The 15,356-nt window shown below is 29.6% G+C and carries 15 protein-coding genes; 8 read left to right on the forward strand and 7 right to left on the reverse strand.

Annotation, left to right across the window (positions count from 1 at the left end; all coding sequences use genetic code 11):
- Nucleotides 1–25 precede the first annotated feature (25 nt).
- On the forward strand, nucleotides 26–673 hold the full coding sequence (locus tag ACQ65T_RS02480) for an HD domain-containing protein (protein WP_430399520.1): 648 nt from the start codon (nucleotides 26–28) through the stop codon (nucleotides 671–673).
- Nucleotides 674–722: 49 nt separating this feature from the next.
- Here ACQ65T_RS02480 and ACQ65T_RS02485 read toward each other — a convergent pair whose 3' ends face one another.
- The 7 genes from ACQ65T_RS02485 to ACQ65T_RS02515 form a co-directional block, all read right to left on the reverse strand.
- A complete protein-coding gene (locus ACQ65T_RS02485; protein WP_430399521.1) occupies nucleotides 723–2,318 on the reverse strand; it encodes a hypothetical protein in 1,596 nt (531 codons plus the stop codon).
- 11 nt (nucleotides 2,319–2,329) lie between these two features.
- A complete protein-coding gene (locus tag ACQ65T_RS02490) occupies nucleotides 2,330–3,106 on the reverse strand; it encodes an enoyl-CoA hydratase/isomerase family protein (protein WP_430399522.1) in 777 nt (258 codons plus the stop codon).
- 42 nt (nucleotides 3,107–3,148) lie between these two features.
- Complete coding sequence (locus ACQ65T_RS02495) at nucleotides 3,149–4,561, reverse strand: sensor histidine kinase (RefSeq protein ID WP_430401310.1); 1,413 nt, start codon at nucleotides 4,559–4,561, stop codon at nucleotides 3,149–3,151.
- A gap of 49 nt (nucleotides 4,562–4,610) precedes the next feature.
- Complete coding sequence (locus tag ACQ65T_RS02500) at nucleotides 4,611–5,153, reverse strand: CopD family protein (protein WP_430399523.1); 543 nt, start codon at nucleotides 5,151–5,153, stop codon at nucleotides 4,611–4,613.
- Nucleotides 5,143–6,495 (reverse strand): MATE family efflux transporter, encoded by a 1,353-nt coding sequence (locus ACQ65T_RS02505; protein WP_430399524.1) that lies wholly within the window; start codon nucleotides 6,493–6,495, stop codon nucleotides 5,143–5,145. Before ACQ65T_RS02505 ends, ACQ65T_RS02500 begins: the two co-directional genes overlap by 11 nt.
- A complete protein-coding gene (hemH, locus tag ACQ65T_RS02510; protein WP_430399525.1) occupies nucleotides 6,495–7,532 on the reverse strand; it encodes a ferrochelatase in 1,038 nt (345 codons plus the stop codon). Before hemH ends, ACQ65T_RS02505 begins: the two co-directional genes overlap by 1 nt.
- A 116-nt stretch (nucleotides 7,533–7,648) precedes the next feature.
- Nucleotides 7,649–8,521 carry a helix-turn-helix transcriptional regulator gene (locus tag ACQ65T_RS02515; protein ID WP_430399526.1) on the reverse strand — a complete coding sequence of 291 codons (873 nt, stop codon included), beginning with the start codon at nucleotides 8,519–8,521 and terminating at the stop codon, nucleotides 7,649–7,651.
- 229 nt (nucleotides 8,522–8,750) lie between these two features.
- Here ACQ65T_RS02515 and hemA point away from each other — a divergent pair, with 229 nt between their 5' ends.
- From hemA to ACQ65T_RS02550, 7 genes are read left to right on the forward strand one after another with little or no spacing between them, the layout of a single operon-like run.
- A complete protein-coding gene (gene hemA / locus ACQ65T_RS02520; RefSeq protein ID WP_430401312.1) occupies nucleotides 8,751–9,998 on the forward strand; it encodes a glutamyl-tRNA reductase in 1,248 nt (415 codons plus the stop codon).
- A gap of 10 nt (nucleotides 9,999–10,008) precedes the next feature.
- Complete coding sequence (hemC, locus tag ACQ65T_RS02525; RefSeq protein WP_430399527.1) at nucleotides 10,009–10,929, forward strand: hydroxymethylbilane synthase; 921 nt, start codon at nucleotides 10,009–10,011, stop codon at nucleotides 10,927–10,929.
- 10 nt (nucleotides 10,930–10,939) lie between these two features.
- Entirely contained in the window at nucleotides 10,940–12,682 is a 1,743-nt protein-coding gene (locus ACQ65T_RS02530; protein ID WP_430399528.1) for a TrkH family potassium uptake protein, read from the forward strand.
- Nucleotides 12,683–12,692: 10 nt separating this feature from the next.
- On the forward strand, nucleotides 12,693–13,412 hold the full coding sequence (locus ACQ65T_RS02535; protein ID WP_430399529.1) for a potassium channel family protein: 720 nt from the start codon (nucleotides 12,693–12,695) through the stop codon (nucleotides 13,410–13,412).
- Nucleotides 13,412–14,083, forward strand: coding sequence for a uroporphyrinogen-III synthase (locus ACQ65T_RS02540; protein ID WP_430399530.1), 672 nt, complete (start codon nucleotides 13,412–13,414; stop codon nucleotides 14,081–14,083). Before ACQ65T_RS02535 ends, ACQ65T_RS02540 begins: the two co-directional genes overlap by 1 nt.
- Nucleotides 14,076–15,104 carry a uroporphyrinogen decarboxylase gene (gene hemE, locus ACQ65T_RS02545; RefSeq protein ID WP_430399531.1) on the forward strand — a complete coding sequence of 343 codons (1,029 nt, stop codon included), beginning with the start codon at nucleotides 14,076–14,078 and terminating at the stop codon, nucleotides 15,102–15,104. Before ACQ65T_RS02540 ends, hemE begins: the two co-directional genes overlap by 8 nt.
- 24 nt (nucleotides 15,105–15,128) lie before the next feature.
- Nucleotides 15,129–15,356 (forward strand): hypothetical protein, encoded by a 228-nt coding sequence (locus tag ACQ65T_RS02550; RefSeq protein ID WP_430399532.1) that lies wholly within the window; start codon nucleotides 15,129–15,131, stop codon nucleotides 15,354–15,356.

The raw sequence follows: 15,356 nt of genomic DNA on the forward strand, positions 1-15,356 counted from the left end.
CCACATTTTTTTTTGAAATAAACTTATGCATACAATAATTGATAAAACCATACTTTTTGTAAAAGAACAACTCAAAAATGCTGAAGGAGGACACGATTGGTTTCACATAGAACGTGTTTATAGAAATTCCATTTTAATTGCAAAAAATGAACAATGCAATCTAGAAATTGTTAAACTTGGCGCATTACTTCATGATATTGCCGATAGTAAGTTTCATAATGGAGATGAAACTATTGGACCAAAAATAGCACACGAATTTTTAAAAAAAGAAAATGTTTCTGAAGAAATCATTTCTCATGTAATTAAGATTATTGAAAACATTTCGTTTAAAGGCGGCAATTTCGAAAAGAAATTTAGTTCAAAAGAATTAGACATTGTTCAAGATGCTGATAGACTTGATGCTCTTGGCGCAATAGGAATAGCCAGAACATTTAACTATGGTGGATTTAAAAACAGATCTATTTACAATCCAAATATTGCTCCTAAGTTTAACATGAGCAAAGAAGAATATAAAAATAGTGAAGCCCCAACAATTAATCATTTTTATGAAAAATTGCTACTACTAAAAGACAAAATGAATACTGAAAGCGGTAAAAAAATAGCAGAAGAACGCCATCTCTATATGGAGAACTTCTTATCTCAATTTTATGCAGAATGGGAAGGTGAAAAATAAAAAAGAGGAACAAAATTGTTCCTCTTTTTTATTTATTATAATGCAACTTTTAAAACTGAATTTTTGCAATTTGTTTGTCTCTTCCTTTATTTCCTTCAATTAAAATTGAATTAGTATTTGGATTGTAAACCGCATCTCTTGGCTTAAATGTAACTTTTGAATCTTTATCAGAAATTAGTATTTTATAAGTAAAATCTCCATTTTTATCAACCTCAATAACATACAAATTCATCTTTTTAATTTTGGCTTGTTTAAATGATATTCTATTATCTTTTAACTTTTTAATATCATCATCACCATTTAAAAACAAGTACATTTTTCCATCATTTACGATTGAAGAAAATGACAAATAATCAATAATACCAGAAGTTCCTTGGCCTTTATTAATTGTTCTCATCCAAATCAAATTACCTTCAAAATCCATTTTGCAAGAGTAAATATCATTAAAATGATAAACAGTAGAAGTAGTCATACCTCCATTTGGTGTTGAATAAGTATGAGAAGTTATATACTGTTCTTCAGCACTAAAGTAAATCTCATTATTATCAGTAATAAAAAAACCTTTGTAAGTCATAAACGGTAGTTCTTTTTTCTTATCTGACTTTCTTTTCCCTTTTTTTTCTCCATATTTATCAATCATAAACTGTTCTGTAAAAGGATTGAATTTTGATTTTTCGACCTGAATTGTCTCGGGGTTTAACTTATAGTAAACTATCCCTCTATAATCATCAGAATCTTTTTCTGAATAAGCACCGACACAAAAAACACCTTTTTCACTTGCTAAAATTTCTAAAGAGCCTACATAGGAATCTTCTGTGCCAAATGTAACCGATTTTATATCATTCGAATTAATTTTATATAACTTATAAAAATAGTTTATTTCTCCATCTTTTTTTTCTCTTAAAGATTCATTTTTATACGATTTCCCTAAAAAAAAGACAGAACCATCTTTGTCATCAACAGTAAAAGAATTGTAAACAAAATATTTATCTTTAATATCTTGTGAAAACTCTCTTTCGTAAACTAAATTCAAATTAGAATTATAAACAAAAACTTTGTGAGTTTCTTTGTCGTCATTTTTTAAATCAAAATTAAATACAATAAATTCTTTATTTGCAGAAAGTTGAACCTCACCTGATGGGTCATGATCAATTTTTGAAAAATTCGAAAAAACAAAAAAACCAATGGCTCCAACAAAAGGGGTTTTTACTTTATCCCTACCTATTGAAAATATATTTTCTGTTGTAGATTTAAAATCATTTAGACTTACTTTAACCGAATTATAGTCTATCGTTTTTTCTTTTCTATTTACAACACACTCTATAATATTAATCATACCATCTTTAAGAAACATTTCTTTGAAAACATTATCATTGTCTTCAAAATCTTTTTGATGTACTAATTTTAGTTCTTTATTATAATATTCTAGTACATATCCTCTTGATTTTCTTCCTAAAGCACTGTATAATCTTCTCAATAAAACTATTCCTCCGTTCTCATCATTCTCAGAAAAAACTAATTCCGAGTTTGTATTTTTATCTTTAAAAATAGCGCTCTTAGTTACTTTAAGACTTTCTTGAGAAGAAACTTGCAAACCTGTAAGTAATAAGCATACAATTATGCTTAATTTAAAAAATGTTTTCATAAAATTTATTATTAATTCCCAGGAAAAACCGGTTTTCTTTTTTCCAAAAAGGCTGTTGTTCCTTCTTTAAAATCTTCTGTTCCAAAACAAGCCCCGAAATTTTTAATTTCAACTTTAAATCCATCTACTCCATCAACATAATTAGCATTTACAGCTTCAATAGCTTTGCCAATTGCCACAGTAGAGTTTCTTGTTATTTTAGTTGCAATTCCTTTCGTAAAATCTAACAATTCTTCTTGAGCAACTACATGATTTACCAATCCATAATTTAATGCCGTATTTGCATCAACCATTCCTGCTGTCATAATCATTTCCATTGCTCTACCTTTACCAACTAATTGAGCCAAACGTTGTGTTCCTCCATAACCAGGAATGACGCCAAGCGTAACTTCTGGCAAACCCATTTTAGCATTATCAGATGCTGTTCTAAAATGACAAGCCATTGCTAATTCTAATCCACCACCTAATGCAAAACCATTTATTGCTGCAATAACTGGTGTGCTTAAATTTTGCACATAATCAAACAACAAAGCCTGTCCTTCTGCTGCTAATTTACCTCCATTTTCTACTGAAAAATTAGCAAACTCAGAAATATCGGCTCCAGCTACAAATGCTTTTTCACCACTACCTGTAATTACAATTGCTTTAACTTCTTTATCTTCATTTAATGCTTTAAAAGCATCGTGCAATTCTTGAATCGTAGCTTTATTTAAAGCGTTTAGTTTCGTTGGGCGATTAATTGTAATAACCGCAACGTTGTCTTGTTTATCTATTAAAATGTTTTCCATAGTTTTAATCTTGAAATTGATATTGATTTTTGTAGTTGTATTTTATTTTGTAATTGGAAACGACACTATAAATTCTGTGCCTTCTCCTAGTTTGCTATTAAATGTTATAGTTCCATTATAATTTTCAATAATGTTTTTTATAATTGCTAGACCTAATCCCATTCCGCTGGATTTGGTAGTGAATTTTGGTTCAAAAATTCTACTTTTATTATCCTCAGAAACACCTATACCATTATCTTTAACAGAAATAATGACATTATTGTTTTCTTGAAAAACAGTTACAAAAACAGATTTGTTTTCTTGTTCATCTGGAATTGATTGAATGGCATTTTTCACAAGATTTGTAATGACTCTTATAAGTTGAGTTCTATCAAATCGTGCTATAATTTCTTTTTCTAAGCTTGAAAACTGAATATAATTTTCATTAAATATTTCTAATGATAATTGTACAATTTTAACCACATTAAGTGTCTCATTTTGTTGAGCAGGCATTGTTGCAAAGTTTGAAAATGCATTTGCTACAGCGCTCATTGTATCTATTTGTTGAATTAATGTTTTAGAATAATCGTCAAGTTTTGATTTTACATTAGGGTCGTTTTCATCAAATCGCCTTTGGAAATTTTGAACTGTTAAACGCATCGGCGTAAGCGGATTCTTAATTTCATGAGCAACTTGTTTTGCCATTTCTCTCCAAGCCTGCTCACGTTCGCTTTGCGCAAGTTTAATAGCGCTTTCTTCTAGTTTATCAACCATGTTGTTATAAGACTCGACCAGTAAGTTAATTTCCTGACTTCCGTCTTCCAACTCAATTTTCTTATTTTGATGATTTAAATTTGTTTCTTGGATCTTATCTGTTATAATTTTTAACGACTTTGTAATATAACTTGAAAGGAAATAAGAAAGTACAATTGCAATGATGAACATTAAAGAGTATACTTGCCCAAAACGAATTAAAAAATTGCTTAGTTCATTCTTATAAAAATCGGTATCTTCTTCATAAGGTAAGTTTAAAATAAAAAGAGGTTTAAATTTATTGTCTTTTATATAACTATAGGAAGATCTATATTGAACTCCATTAACTACATCAAAATCAACATACCTTTTTTCAATAGTTGATCTTAATATTTTTAAAGTAGACTCTTTTATTCTAGGTTTTACGGTATCTAACTCAAATAAAGCTTTAGAAGAAATTAAACTATTCCCTTCTAAATCATGCATGTTAATTTCTAAACTGTGAATGTTTGATAATTCATGAATACGTTCTTTAAAAATTAACGGAACATTTTCTGTTGTTAGAGGGTAAGTGGTCGTTTGAAGTATGTAATAAATATGTTCAACAATTGCATTTTCTTTTCGCTCTAATCGTTCTTGATGATATTCTCTAGCTTCATTCCTAAATTGATAAATAGAAACTGAAGCAATTAAGATTGAAGCAATTAAAGTTAAAAGTATCATAGATAAAAATATCCTTACTCTTAATGAAATCTGCCTTATATTAAAGATTTTAATCATTGTTTTTCTCTCTTATTCTTTTGTACAACTTAAATCCTAACATAATTAAAATTGAAAAAACAAAAATGCCTATTACTCCAAAAATCCAATTAATTGCATTTTTTAAAATGACTAAAAAAACTATTGCAAACAAAATTATTGTAGCTCCTTCATTCCAAATCCTAAAAAAATTAGAACTGTATTTCACTTCATTTTTTTGTAATTGCTTAAAAATTTGGTGGCATTTTAAATGGTAAATGTATAACAACAAAACAAAAGCTAATTTAACATGCATCCATGATTGTTCAAGCCAAAACGGATTAAGATAAAGTAAATAAAAAGCAAAAATACTAGCTAAAACAGCACTTGGCCATGTTATAATATACCAAAGCCTATACTGCATCAATTGATACTGTTTAATTAAAATATCTTGCTCAGGTTGGGGTTTTAGTTTTGCTTCTGCATGATATACAAACAATCGAACAATATAAAATAATCCTGCAAACCAAGTAACTACAAATATTAAATGCAATGCTTTTATATAGTTATATTCCATCTTGTGCGTGTGTTAATTTACGGTTCATTTCTCTCTTCAAATAGTAACCTGTTACTAAGGTTGCCAATACATCTGCAATAGGAAAAGAAACCCAAACTCCAAAAATACCATAATAATTTGGTAAAATTAAAATTAAAGGAATTAAGAAAAAACCTTGTTTAGTCAAAGTTAACAAGAGAGCAGGAACCGCCTTACCAGCGGCTTGAAAATAAGCAGCACCTATTAATTGAATTGCAATAATTGGAGAGGCCCCAAAAACAATACGCAATGCATTAGGCGTTTCTTTAATAATATCTAAATCGGTTGAAAAGACTGAAACTATTGGCTTAGCGAAAATTAATATTATGATAAAAATTACAGTTGCTAATCCAGCCGCCCATTTAATTGAAGTTGATATAGATTCACTAACTCTTACAAAATTTTTAGCACCATAATTGTATCCAGCAATTGGTAAAAACCCTTGAGTTACTCCTAATATTGGAAATAAAGCGAACATTAACATTCTGCTAATAATGCCATAAACCGCTACAGAATGTTCACCTCCATGAATAAATAAAGTATGGTTTAAAATTATTGACAAAATCGCCACAACTCCTTGTCTCGCAAAAGTTACAAACCCTAACGAGCCAATTTCCGAAACTATCTTTAAATCAATAAAATAGTGTTTTAATTGTAACCGTAATTCACTTTTAAAAATGAAAAACCACAAAATAAATGCAAAACACATAAAATACGAAATAGAAGTAGCCAAGGCAGCTCCAAACATACCTAAATCCATAAATTTAATAAATATAATATCTAAAATTATATTACTAAAAGCTGGAATTATCATGGCAATCATAGCAAATTTAGGTTTTCCTTCTGCTCTAATTACAGTATTACCCATCATACAAAGCGCTAAAAAAGGAACTCCATATAAAACAGGCATAAAAAACTCCTTTGCAGGCTTCATAATTTCACCATTAGCACCAAAAAGCAATAAGACCTCTTCTGAATAAAAAGAACCTATAACTACTGCAATGACAGCTAAATTAAGCGTCATCATAATTTGATTGCCAAATGTTTTTAAAGCTTTTTCTCTATTATTAGCTCCTAAAGCTCTTGAAATTATAGAGCTTCCACCAATTCCTAATGCCATTCCTAAAGACGAAATTAAGAACGTAATAGGCAATACAACAGATACAGCTGCAATTGCTAAAGAACCTATCCATTGTCCAACAAAAATAGTGTCAATTAAAATATTCACCGACATAAACAATATACCTATAGCAGCAGGAACCGATTGCTTAATAAGTAATTGTTTAATGTCTAACGACCCTAATTCTGTTGATGAAACAGCCATTATACTGTTTCTTCTTTATTTTGAAATGCCCATTGATCAACCCAACGACTTAAAGTCTGTGCCCAATCATCATCATCATTTAAACATGGAATTGCTAAAAATTCTTCACCACCATGTTCTTTAAATTGATGATTTGCTTCCATTGCAATTTCCTCTAAAGTTTCTAAACAATCTGAAACGAAAGCTGGAGTTACAACCGCGAGTTTTTTAATTCCTTTTTCTGGCATTTTGTTAATTTCAACATCAGTATAAGGTGTTAGCCATTTGTCTCCTGCTAAACGCGATTGAAAGGTTTGGCTGTATTTTCCTTCTTCAATACCTAAAAATTCAACCACTTGTTTTGTAGTTTCATAACATTGATGACGGTAACAAAATTCGTGTGCTGGTGAAGGCGTATTACAACAACTTCCGTCAATTTTACAGTGGCTTTTTGTGATATCTGTTTTACGAATGTGACGCTCTGGAATTCCGTGATACGAAAACAATAAATGATCGTATTCAAATCCTTCTAAGTGTCTTTTTATTGAATTTGATAAATCTCGGATATAATCTTTTTGGTTGTAAAAAGCAGGAATTATCGTAAAACTCATATGAGAAAACTTTTCTTTACGTAATTTTTCCGCTAACACTAAAATAGTTTCTGTTGAAGCCATAGCGTGTTGAGGATACAAAGGGAATAACAAAACCTCAGTAATTCCTTGATCGTTTAGTTTTTGCAAACCACTTTCAATACTAGGACTTCCATAACGCATTGCTAGTTCAACAGGAACACTAACTTGTTTTTGAATCTTAGCTTGTAATCTTTTTGACAAAACGATTAAAGGAGAACCTTCATCCCACCAAATTTTTGCATAAGCTGCTGCTGATTTCTTAGGTCTTGTTTGTAAAATAATTCCTCTTACTAATAAAGCTCTTAATAAAAACGGAACGTCGATTACGTATTTATCCATTAAAAATTCATCTAAATATGGCTTTACATCTTTTGGTGTTGGACTTTCTGGCGATCCTAAATTCACTAATAATACTCCTTTTTTCATTTTTTATATTGTAATTTAAACATTTCTTTTTCGCTCTATAAAAGTAAAAAGTCTTGCTCTTAATTATTTACTATTATTCTTTTTTTTATCTATTGGTATATCATTTAAATCAATGATTAAACATTAAGATTTAAATTCATTAAATACTTTTTAGGCGTAATTCCATACTTTTTCTTAAAAGCAGCTATAAAATGACTTGAAGTACTGTAACCAATTTGCAAACCAACTTCATTAACATTATAAGAACCACTTTCTAATAGTTTTCTTGCCGATTCCATTTTATAATCAAACAGAAAACTATAAACGCTATCTCCATAAATTTGTTTGAAGCCTGTTTTAAGTTTCTTTAAATTCAAACCTACTTGATCTGCTAATTCTTGAAGTCCTGGCGGTTCAGCCATATTTGCAATTACAATTTCCTTGGCTTTCTTAATTTTCAATACATTTTCTTCGTCAATTAAAAACGGACATTGTTCAGCGTTTGGATCTTCATTTCTGTTAAAATACAAACTTAACAATTCATAACCTTTTCCTTTTAAGTATAAATTTTTAATCGAAGAATTCTGATTATAATGAAATATTTGGTTTAATACAATTGCCATTGAAGGACTGATATCTTCTTCACCATAATACTTTTTATCTAGATTCTCTTCACTAAGAAAGGGAATGTGCTCAGCTTCATTAGAAAACAAAGTATGAAACTTTTTAATTGAAACTAATACTGAAATAATCCAAGAGTTAGGATCAATTTCTAAATGTAATGGCAGCTCTTTTTGAGGATTATAAAGTAATAAAGATTTCTCCGCATTTAAATCTAACTTATAAGTTCCATTATTAAAGTTAAACCTAGCGCTTCCTTTAACATTAAAGTGAAATTGAATTAACCCTGTTTTAACCTGTTTTTCAACATGTTGCACCTCATTTGAATCGTTTTGAAAACGAATCAAAATAAAATCTTGTTCAACTTTAATTTCTTCTACTGAACTCATAGCGTTGTTTTTGATTTAATTTAATTCTTCTTTTTAAAATGACTTATTTAGAACAGCTCTAAATAAAACAAGTTTAAAGTGTTGATTATAGTACAAAAATAGTGGTTTTTTAAATTAAACAATTCTTTTTATCAAAAAAAACATCTATCGTTAAAAAAAGCACTTTAAGCGTTGTTTTTATAAAATGGATAAAAGTAAATTTGTATTCCTTTTATTTAAGGACCAAACTATGGATACAAATACTTTAGGAAAATACTCAACGTTCTACGCAGTAGGCTTAAGTTATAAAAAAGCTGATGCCGAAATGCGTGGAAAATTTAGTTTAGACGAAAATGCTAAAATAAATTTATTAAACCAAGCGAAAGAAGAAGGAATTGAAAGTTTATTAGTTACCTCAACATGTAATAGAACTGAAATATATGGGTTTGCCCAACATCCTTTTCAATTGATAAAATTACTTTGTGAAAATAGCCAAGGAACTGTTGAAGATTTTCAAAAAGTAGCTTATGTACACAAAAACAAAGAAGCTTTAAACCATCTTTTTAGAGTTGGAACCGGATTGGATAGTCAAATTTTAGGTGATTTTGAAATCATTTCTCAAATTAAACAAGGATTTGTTGAAAGTAAAAAAATGGGGTTAACTAACTCTTATTTAGAGAGAATAATTAATGCTGTAATTCAAGCTAGTAAAAAAGTAAAAAATGAAACAGAAATAAGTTCTGGAGCAACTTCTGTATCATTTGCTTCTGTTCAATATATAATGAATAATATTCCTGAAATTGGGAATAAAAATATTTTACTATTTGGAACAGGAAAAATTGGAAGAAACACCTGTGAAAACCTAGTAAAGCATACTAAAAACGAACACATAGTTCTTATTAACAGAACAAAAGAAAAAGCTGAAAAAATAGCAGGAAAATTTAATTTGATTGTAAAAGACTATGCTGATTTACAAATAGAAATTCAAAAAGCAGATGTTTTAGTAGTAGCAACTGGAGCTCAAAATCCAACAGTTGATTCTGAAATATTAAAGCTTAAAAAACCTTTATTAATTTTAGATTTATCTATTCCTAAAAACGTAAATGAAGACGTAAAAATCAACAAAGATGTTACGTTAGTTCATTTAGATGATTTATCTCAAGTTACAGACGAAACAATTGAAAAAAGAAAAGAACATATTCCGGCAGCAGAACAAATAATTGAAGATCTTATCACTGAATTTCTAAGTTGGTCAAAAACAAGAAAGTTCGCGCCAACCATTCATTCATTAAAGGAAAAATTATCTACTATTAAACAAGCAGAATTAAATTATCAGAGAAAAAAAATAGATAATTTTAATGAAGAACAAGCTGAAATTATTAGCAACAGAATCATTCAAAAAATAACTACTCATTTTGCGAATCATTTAAAAAATGACGACACCATGGTAGACGAGAGTATTGAATGGATTGAAAAAGTTTTTCAATTAAACAATTAAATTACTTCTTTTGAAAAAAACAATACGCATTGGAACAAGAGATAGTGAATTAGCACTATGGCAAGCTCACACTGTTCAAAAAAAGTTAAATGATTTAGGTTTTTTAACTGAAATAATTGCTGTAAAATCTACTGGAGATTTAATCTTAGACAAACCATTATACGAATTAGGAATTACCGGAATATTTACAAAAACACTTGATGTTGCCATGCTGAAAGGTGAAGTAGATATTGCTGTTCATTCTATGAAAGATGTTCCAACAGCTTTACCAAAAGGAATAGTTCAAGCGGCCGTATTAGAAAGAGCAAATTCTCTAGACATTTTAGTTCACAAAGGAAACCTTGACTTTTTAAATTCACAAGGAATTATTGCTTCTGGGAGTTTAAGAAGAAAAGCACAATGGTTAAATAAATATCCATCTCACAAAGTTGAAGATTTACGCGGAAACGTAAATACAAGAATGCAAAAATTAAAAGACAACAAATGGAACGGAGCTATTTTTGCAGCTGCTGGGTTAGAGCGAATAAACTTAAAACCAAGTGAGTACATTGATTTAAATTGGATGATTCCAGCACCAGCACAAGGGGCAATGCTTGTAGTAGCTATGGAAAATGATTCTTTTACACAAAACGCACTTTCTAATTTAAATCACAAAGAGACTGAAATTTGTACTTATATTGAAAGACAATTTCTTCGCACATTAGAAGGGGGCTGTACAGCCCCAATTGGCGCCTTAGCAACAATAAATAAAAAACAAATAAACTTTGAAGGCGTTTTATTTTCTTTAGACGGAAAACAAAAGTTTACCATTAAAAAAAGTTGTAATTTTGATTCTTATATTGATTTTGGGCATAATTGTGCAAATGAAATATTACAAAACGGCGGAAAATCCTTAATGGAAGATCTTCGCAAAGAATTAAAAGTGAAATAAGCGCTTCAAAATGGAAAAAGAATCCTTACTTAATTACTTATATCGATTTTTCGACATCATTGTCTTATTATTTATCGTATTTGATTTTGGATATGATTTTGAAGAAAACTACAATTCACCTCACGTCATAGGATTAATAGTACTTTCAATATTACTTTTAGCTTTTAATGCTTTTAAATTTTTTACTTATAAATATGAAAGTAATAAAAAAGTTGCCCTAGTAAATTTTATCATCTTAACAGTTATGTTTGTTATTTCAACAATCATAGCATTTTTAAATAATGACTTTAGCTGGAATTATATTCTTCAGAAAATAAAACCGATTTTAGAAGGTGGACTTATCATCTATTTTTTATTAAGATTAATGATTTTAGTACGTCATATTTATGACATCTATTTCAATCCTGCTATAGTTTTTGTTGGAAGTTTTATGATTTTAGCACTTTCAGGAGCATTTCTTTTAATGATGCCTAGTGCAACTACAAATGGAATTTCTTTTACAAATGCAATATTTACAGCAACAAGTGCAGTTTGCGTTACAGGACTTGCTGTAGTTGACACCGCAAAAGATTTTACAATAATAGGACAGTCAATAATACTCGTTTTAATTCAATTAGGCGGAATAGGAATTCTAACTTTTACTTCATTCTTTGCGTTCTTCTTTAGAGGAGGATCAACATTTAAAGAAGGATTAAATACCAAAGATTTTATTGCTCAAGAAGGATTAAAAGATGTATTTAGAGCAGCACTTAATGTTGTTATTTTTACTATAGGAGTTGAAATTGTTGGCGCTGTTTTTATATACTCATCTATATTAGACAATCAAGGTATAGACAATAAGTTTTTCTTTTCTATTTTTCATTCCATTTCGGCATTTTGTAACGCCGGTTTTTCTATATTTTCAAATGGATTATACGATACAAGCATACGCTTTCATTATTACTTTCAATGGATAATAATGATTTTAATTATTTTTGGCGGCTTAGGCCACAATATTGTATTTAACTTCTATCAATATTTAAAAACATATGTTATTGAGCTATTTGACAAAAAAATAATTCACAAACAAGTTCCTATCATTACTTTAAATACAAAAATCGTAATTTATACTACCATAATATTATTGTTTACTGGGTGGATATTTTTATTCATTTCAGAATACAACAATACAATGCTTGAACATGAAACTGTATTTGGAAAAATAACGAATGCTGCTTTTAATTCTGTAACTCCAAGAACCGCTGGATTCAATACAGTTGATTTTTCAAAAATGACCGTACCTTCTTTATTATTTATAATATTTTTAATGTGGATTGGTGCTTCACCGGCATCAACAGGTGGTGGTATAAAAACAAGTACCTTTGCATTAGCAACTTTAAATATCTTTGCAGTCGCAAAAGGCAAAAACAGAATACAATTTAGAGGAAGAAGGATTTCAAGTGAATCTACTACAAGAGCTTTTGCGATTTTGTGTATTTCTTTAATAGCAATAGGGGTTTCAATCATGGCTTTATTAATTCTAGAACCAGTAGGAACACCTTTATTAACAGTAGCTTTTGAGTGTTTTTCGGCTTTTAGTACTGTCGGATTAAGTTTAAATTTTACACCAACATTATCAGAACCTAGTAAGTATGTTATTATTGCAACTATGTTTATAGGAAGAATAGGAATGCTCAATTTAATGATTGGTTTATTACGTCAAATGAACCATCAATTTTATGAATACCCAAAAGAAAATATATTAATTAACTAAAGTTAATATTATGAAAATTATAGTTTTTGGATTAGGAAACTTCGGAATGTCTTTATCGCTAAGTTTAACAGAAACAGGCAATGAAGTTATAGGAATTGACAAACAAATGGACAAAGTGAATCTTGTAAAAGATAAAATTTCTCATGCAATTTGTATGGATTCTACAAATGAGTTAGCATATGATGCTGTACCTTTAAAAGATGCAGACAAAGTTGTTGTAGCTATTGGAGAAAGTGAAGGAGCTGCAATTATAACAACAGCCATAATTAAGAAATTGTCGGATGTAAAAATAATAAGTAGAGCATTGTCCCCTATCCACGATACAGTTCTTGAAGCAATGGGCATTCACAGCATTATTCACCCAGAACAGGAGAGCGCAGATAGATTAACTAAGCAAATCAACTTTAAATCAACTTTAGAAAACTATCAATTAGACGATAATTTTACTATTTCTGAAGTAAAAGCAAGAAATGAATTCTTTGGAAAATCTTTAGAAGAACTAGATTCAATAGATAAATACCATTTAACTCTTGTTACTATTATTCGTAAAAAAGAAAAAAGAAATTTGATAGGAAAAAAGAGTCTTGTAAAAGAGTCTATTGGAAGACCTTCTCCTGAAACAATTATTGAAGAAGGAGACATTCTTGTAGTTTACGGAAATAACAAAGACATTGAAAAATATTGCTTAGGTCAAGAAGAATATGATATTACGAATAAAAACAGTAATTAATGAGTTCTATTTTATCTACAAAAAAACTTTCAGAGAACAACAAACAAAAACTGCTTGACCATTCCATTTCATTGGTTGAGGAAAATTTTATTGAAACTAAAAACAAAGAGTTCAAATTAGTAAACATTAACGAAAATCTAATTTTCACAAGTCAAAATGCTGTATTAAGTCTTTTACAAAATCCAAATTGGGAAAGTCTAAAAAGCAAAGCTGTTTTTTGTGTTGGTTTAAAAACAAAAGAATTATTAACAGAAAAAGGGTTTAATGTTGTTGCTTTTACAGGTTATGCAGCAGATTTAGGAGAAATAATTTCTTTGATATATTCGAAAGAATCCTATACGTTCTTCACCGGAAATTTACGCAGAGACATCCTTCCTAATAAACTTCAAGAAAATGAAATAACGTTCAATGAAATTGAAGTGTATGAAACTAATTTAACGTCAAAAGAAATAACGTCAAAAAACGATGGAATATTGTTTTTTAGTCCTTCAGCTGTAGAAAGCTATCTAAAATTAAACAACATAAAAGATGAAGTCTGTTTTTGCATTGGAGAATCTACATCAGAAGCTTTAGAAGCTAAGAACATACATAAAATAATAATTGCAGAAAAACCAACTGTTGAGAATGTAATCAACGAAGTAATAGAACATTATATACAATACCATGATTAAGAACGACTTATTTTTAAGAGCCCTAAATAATGAATATGTAGAACGTCCGCCTGTTTGGATGATGCGTCAAGCCGGAAGATATTTACCAGAGTTCATGGCAATCAAAGAGAAATATGATTTTTTCACACGTTGTAAAACACCAGAATTAGCTTCTGAAATTACAGTACAACCTATTCGAATTGTAAAACCAGATGCGGCTATTTTATTTTCAGATATTTTAGTAATTCCGCAAGCAATGGGAATTGATGTAGAGTTAGAAGATGGAATCGGACCAGTTTTACCAAATCCTATCCGTTCGGCTGCAGATGTTGACAAGGTTTTCATTCCAGATATTAATGATACTTTAGGTTATGTAATGGATGCAATTGACATGACCAGAGAAAAATTAAATAACGAAGTACCCTTAATTGGATTCGCAGGTTCTCCTTGGACAATTTTTTGTTATGCTGTTGAAGGGAAAGGTTCAAAAAGTTTTGACAAAGCCAAAGGTTTTTGTTTCTCAAATCCGGTTGCTGCTCATAATTTATTGCAGAAAATTACAGATACTACAATTTTATATTTAAAAGAAAAAGTAAGACATGGTGTAAATGCGGTTCAAATTTTTGATTCTTGGGGAGGAATGTTATCTCCAACAGATTATACTGAATTCTCATGGAACTATATCAATCAAATTGTTGAAGCTTTAGCAGACGAGACAAAGGTTATTGTTTTTGGAAAAGGATGTTGGTTTGCTTTAGATGATATGGCAAAATCGAAAGCATCAGCAATTGGAGTAGACTGGACATGTTCTCCAAGAAATGCGCGTTATTTAACTGGCGGAAAGAAAACATTACAAGGAAACTTTGATCCTTCTCGTTTATTATCTCCAATTCCAGTAATTAAGAAAATGGTACACGAAATGATTGACGAATTTGGACCAGATAATTATATCGTTAACCTTGGACATGGAATTTTGCCAAACATTCCTGTAGACCATGCAAAAGCATTTGTAGAAGCTGTTAAAGAGTATCAGAGAAAGTAAACAGTATTCAGATTTTAGAAAGTAATGGAAACTATTGCAGAACTTGAAAATTGGATGATAGAGAAAGTAATTAATAATACTTTTACTCCAAATCACAGGTATGTTACAGATGAAGGTGAAGGTTTAGAAGAATTAAGCGGAACCTATATTTGGTATTATATTGAAAGAGGAAATAGAACAAATCTAGAGTTTTTTAAATCCGAAAAAGACGCTGTTAGTTTTGTGTATGAATATTTAAGTAAAAAAATATAA

Source organism: Flavobacterium sp. (assembly GCF_965284515.1).
Taxonomy (GTDB): Bacteria; Bacteroidota; Bacteroidia; order Flavobacteriales; family Flavobacteriaceae; genus Flavobacterium.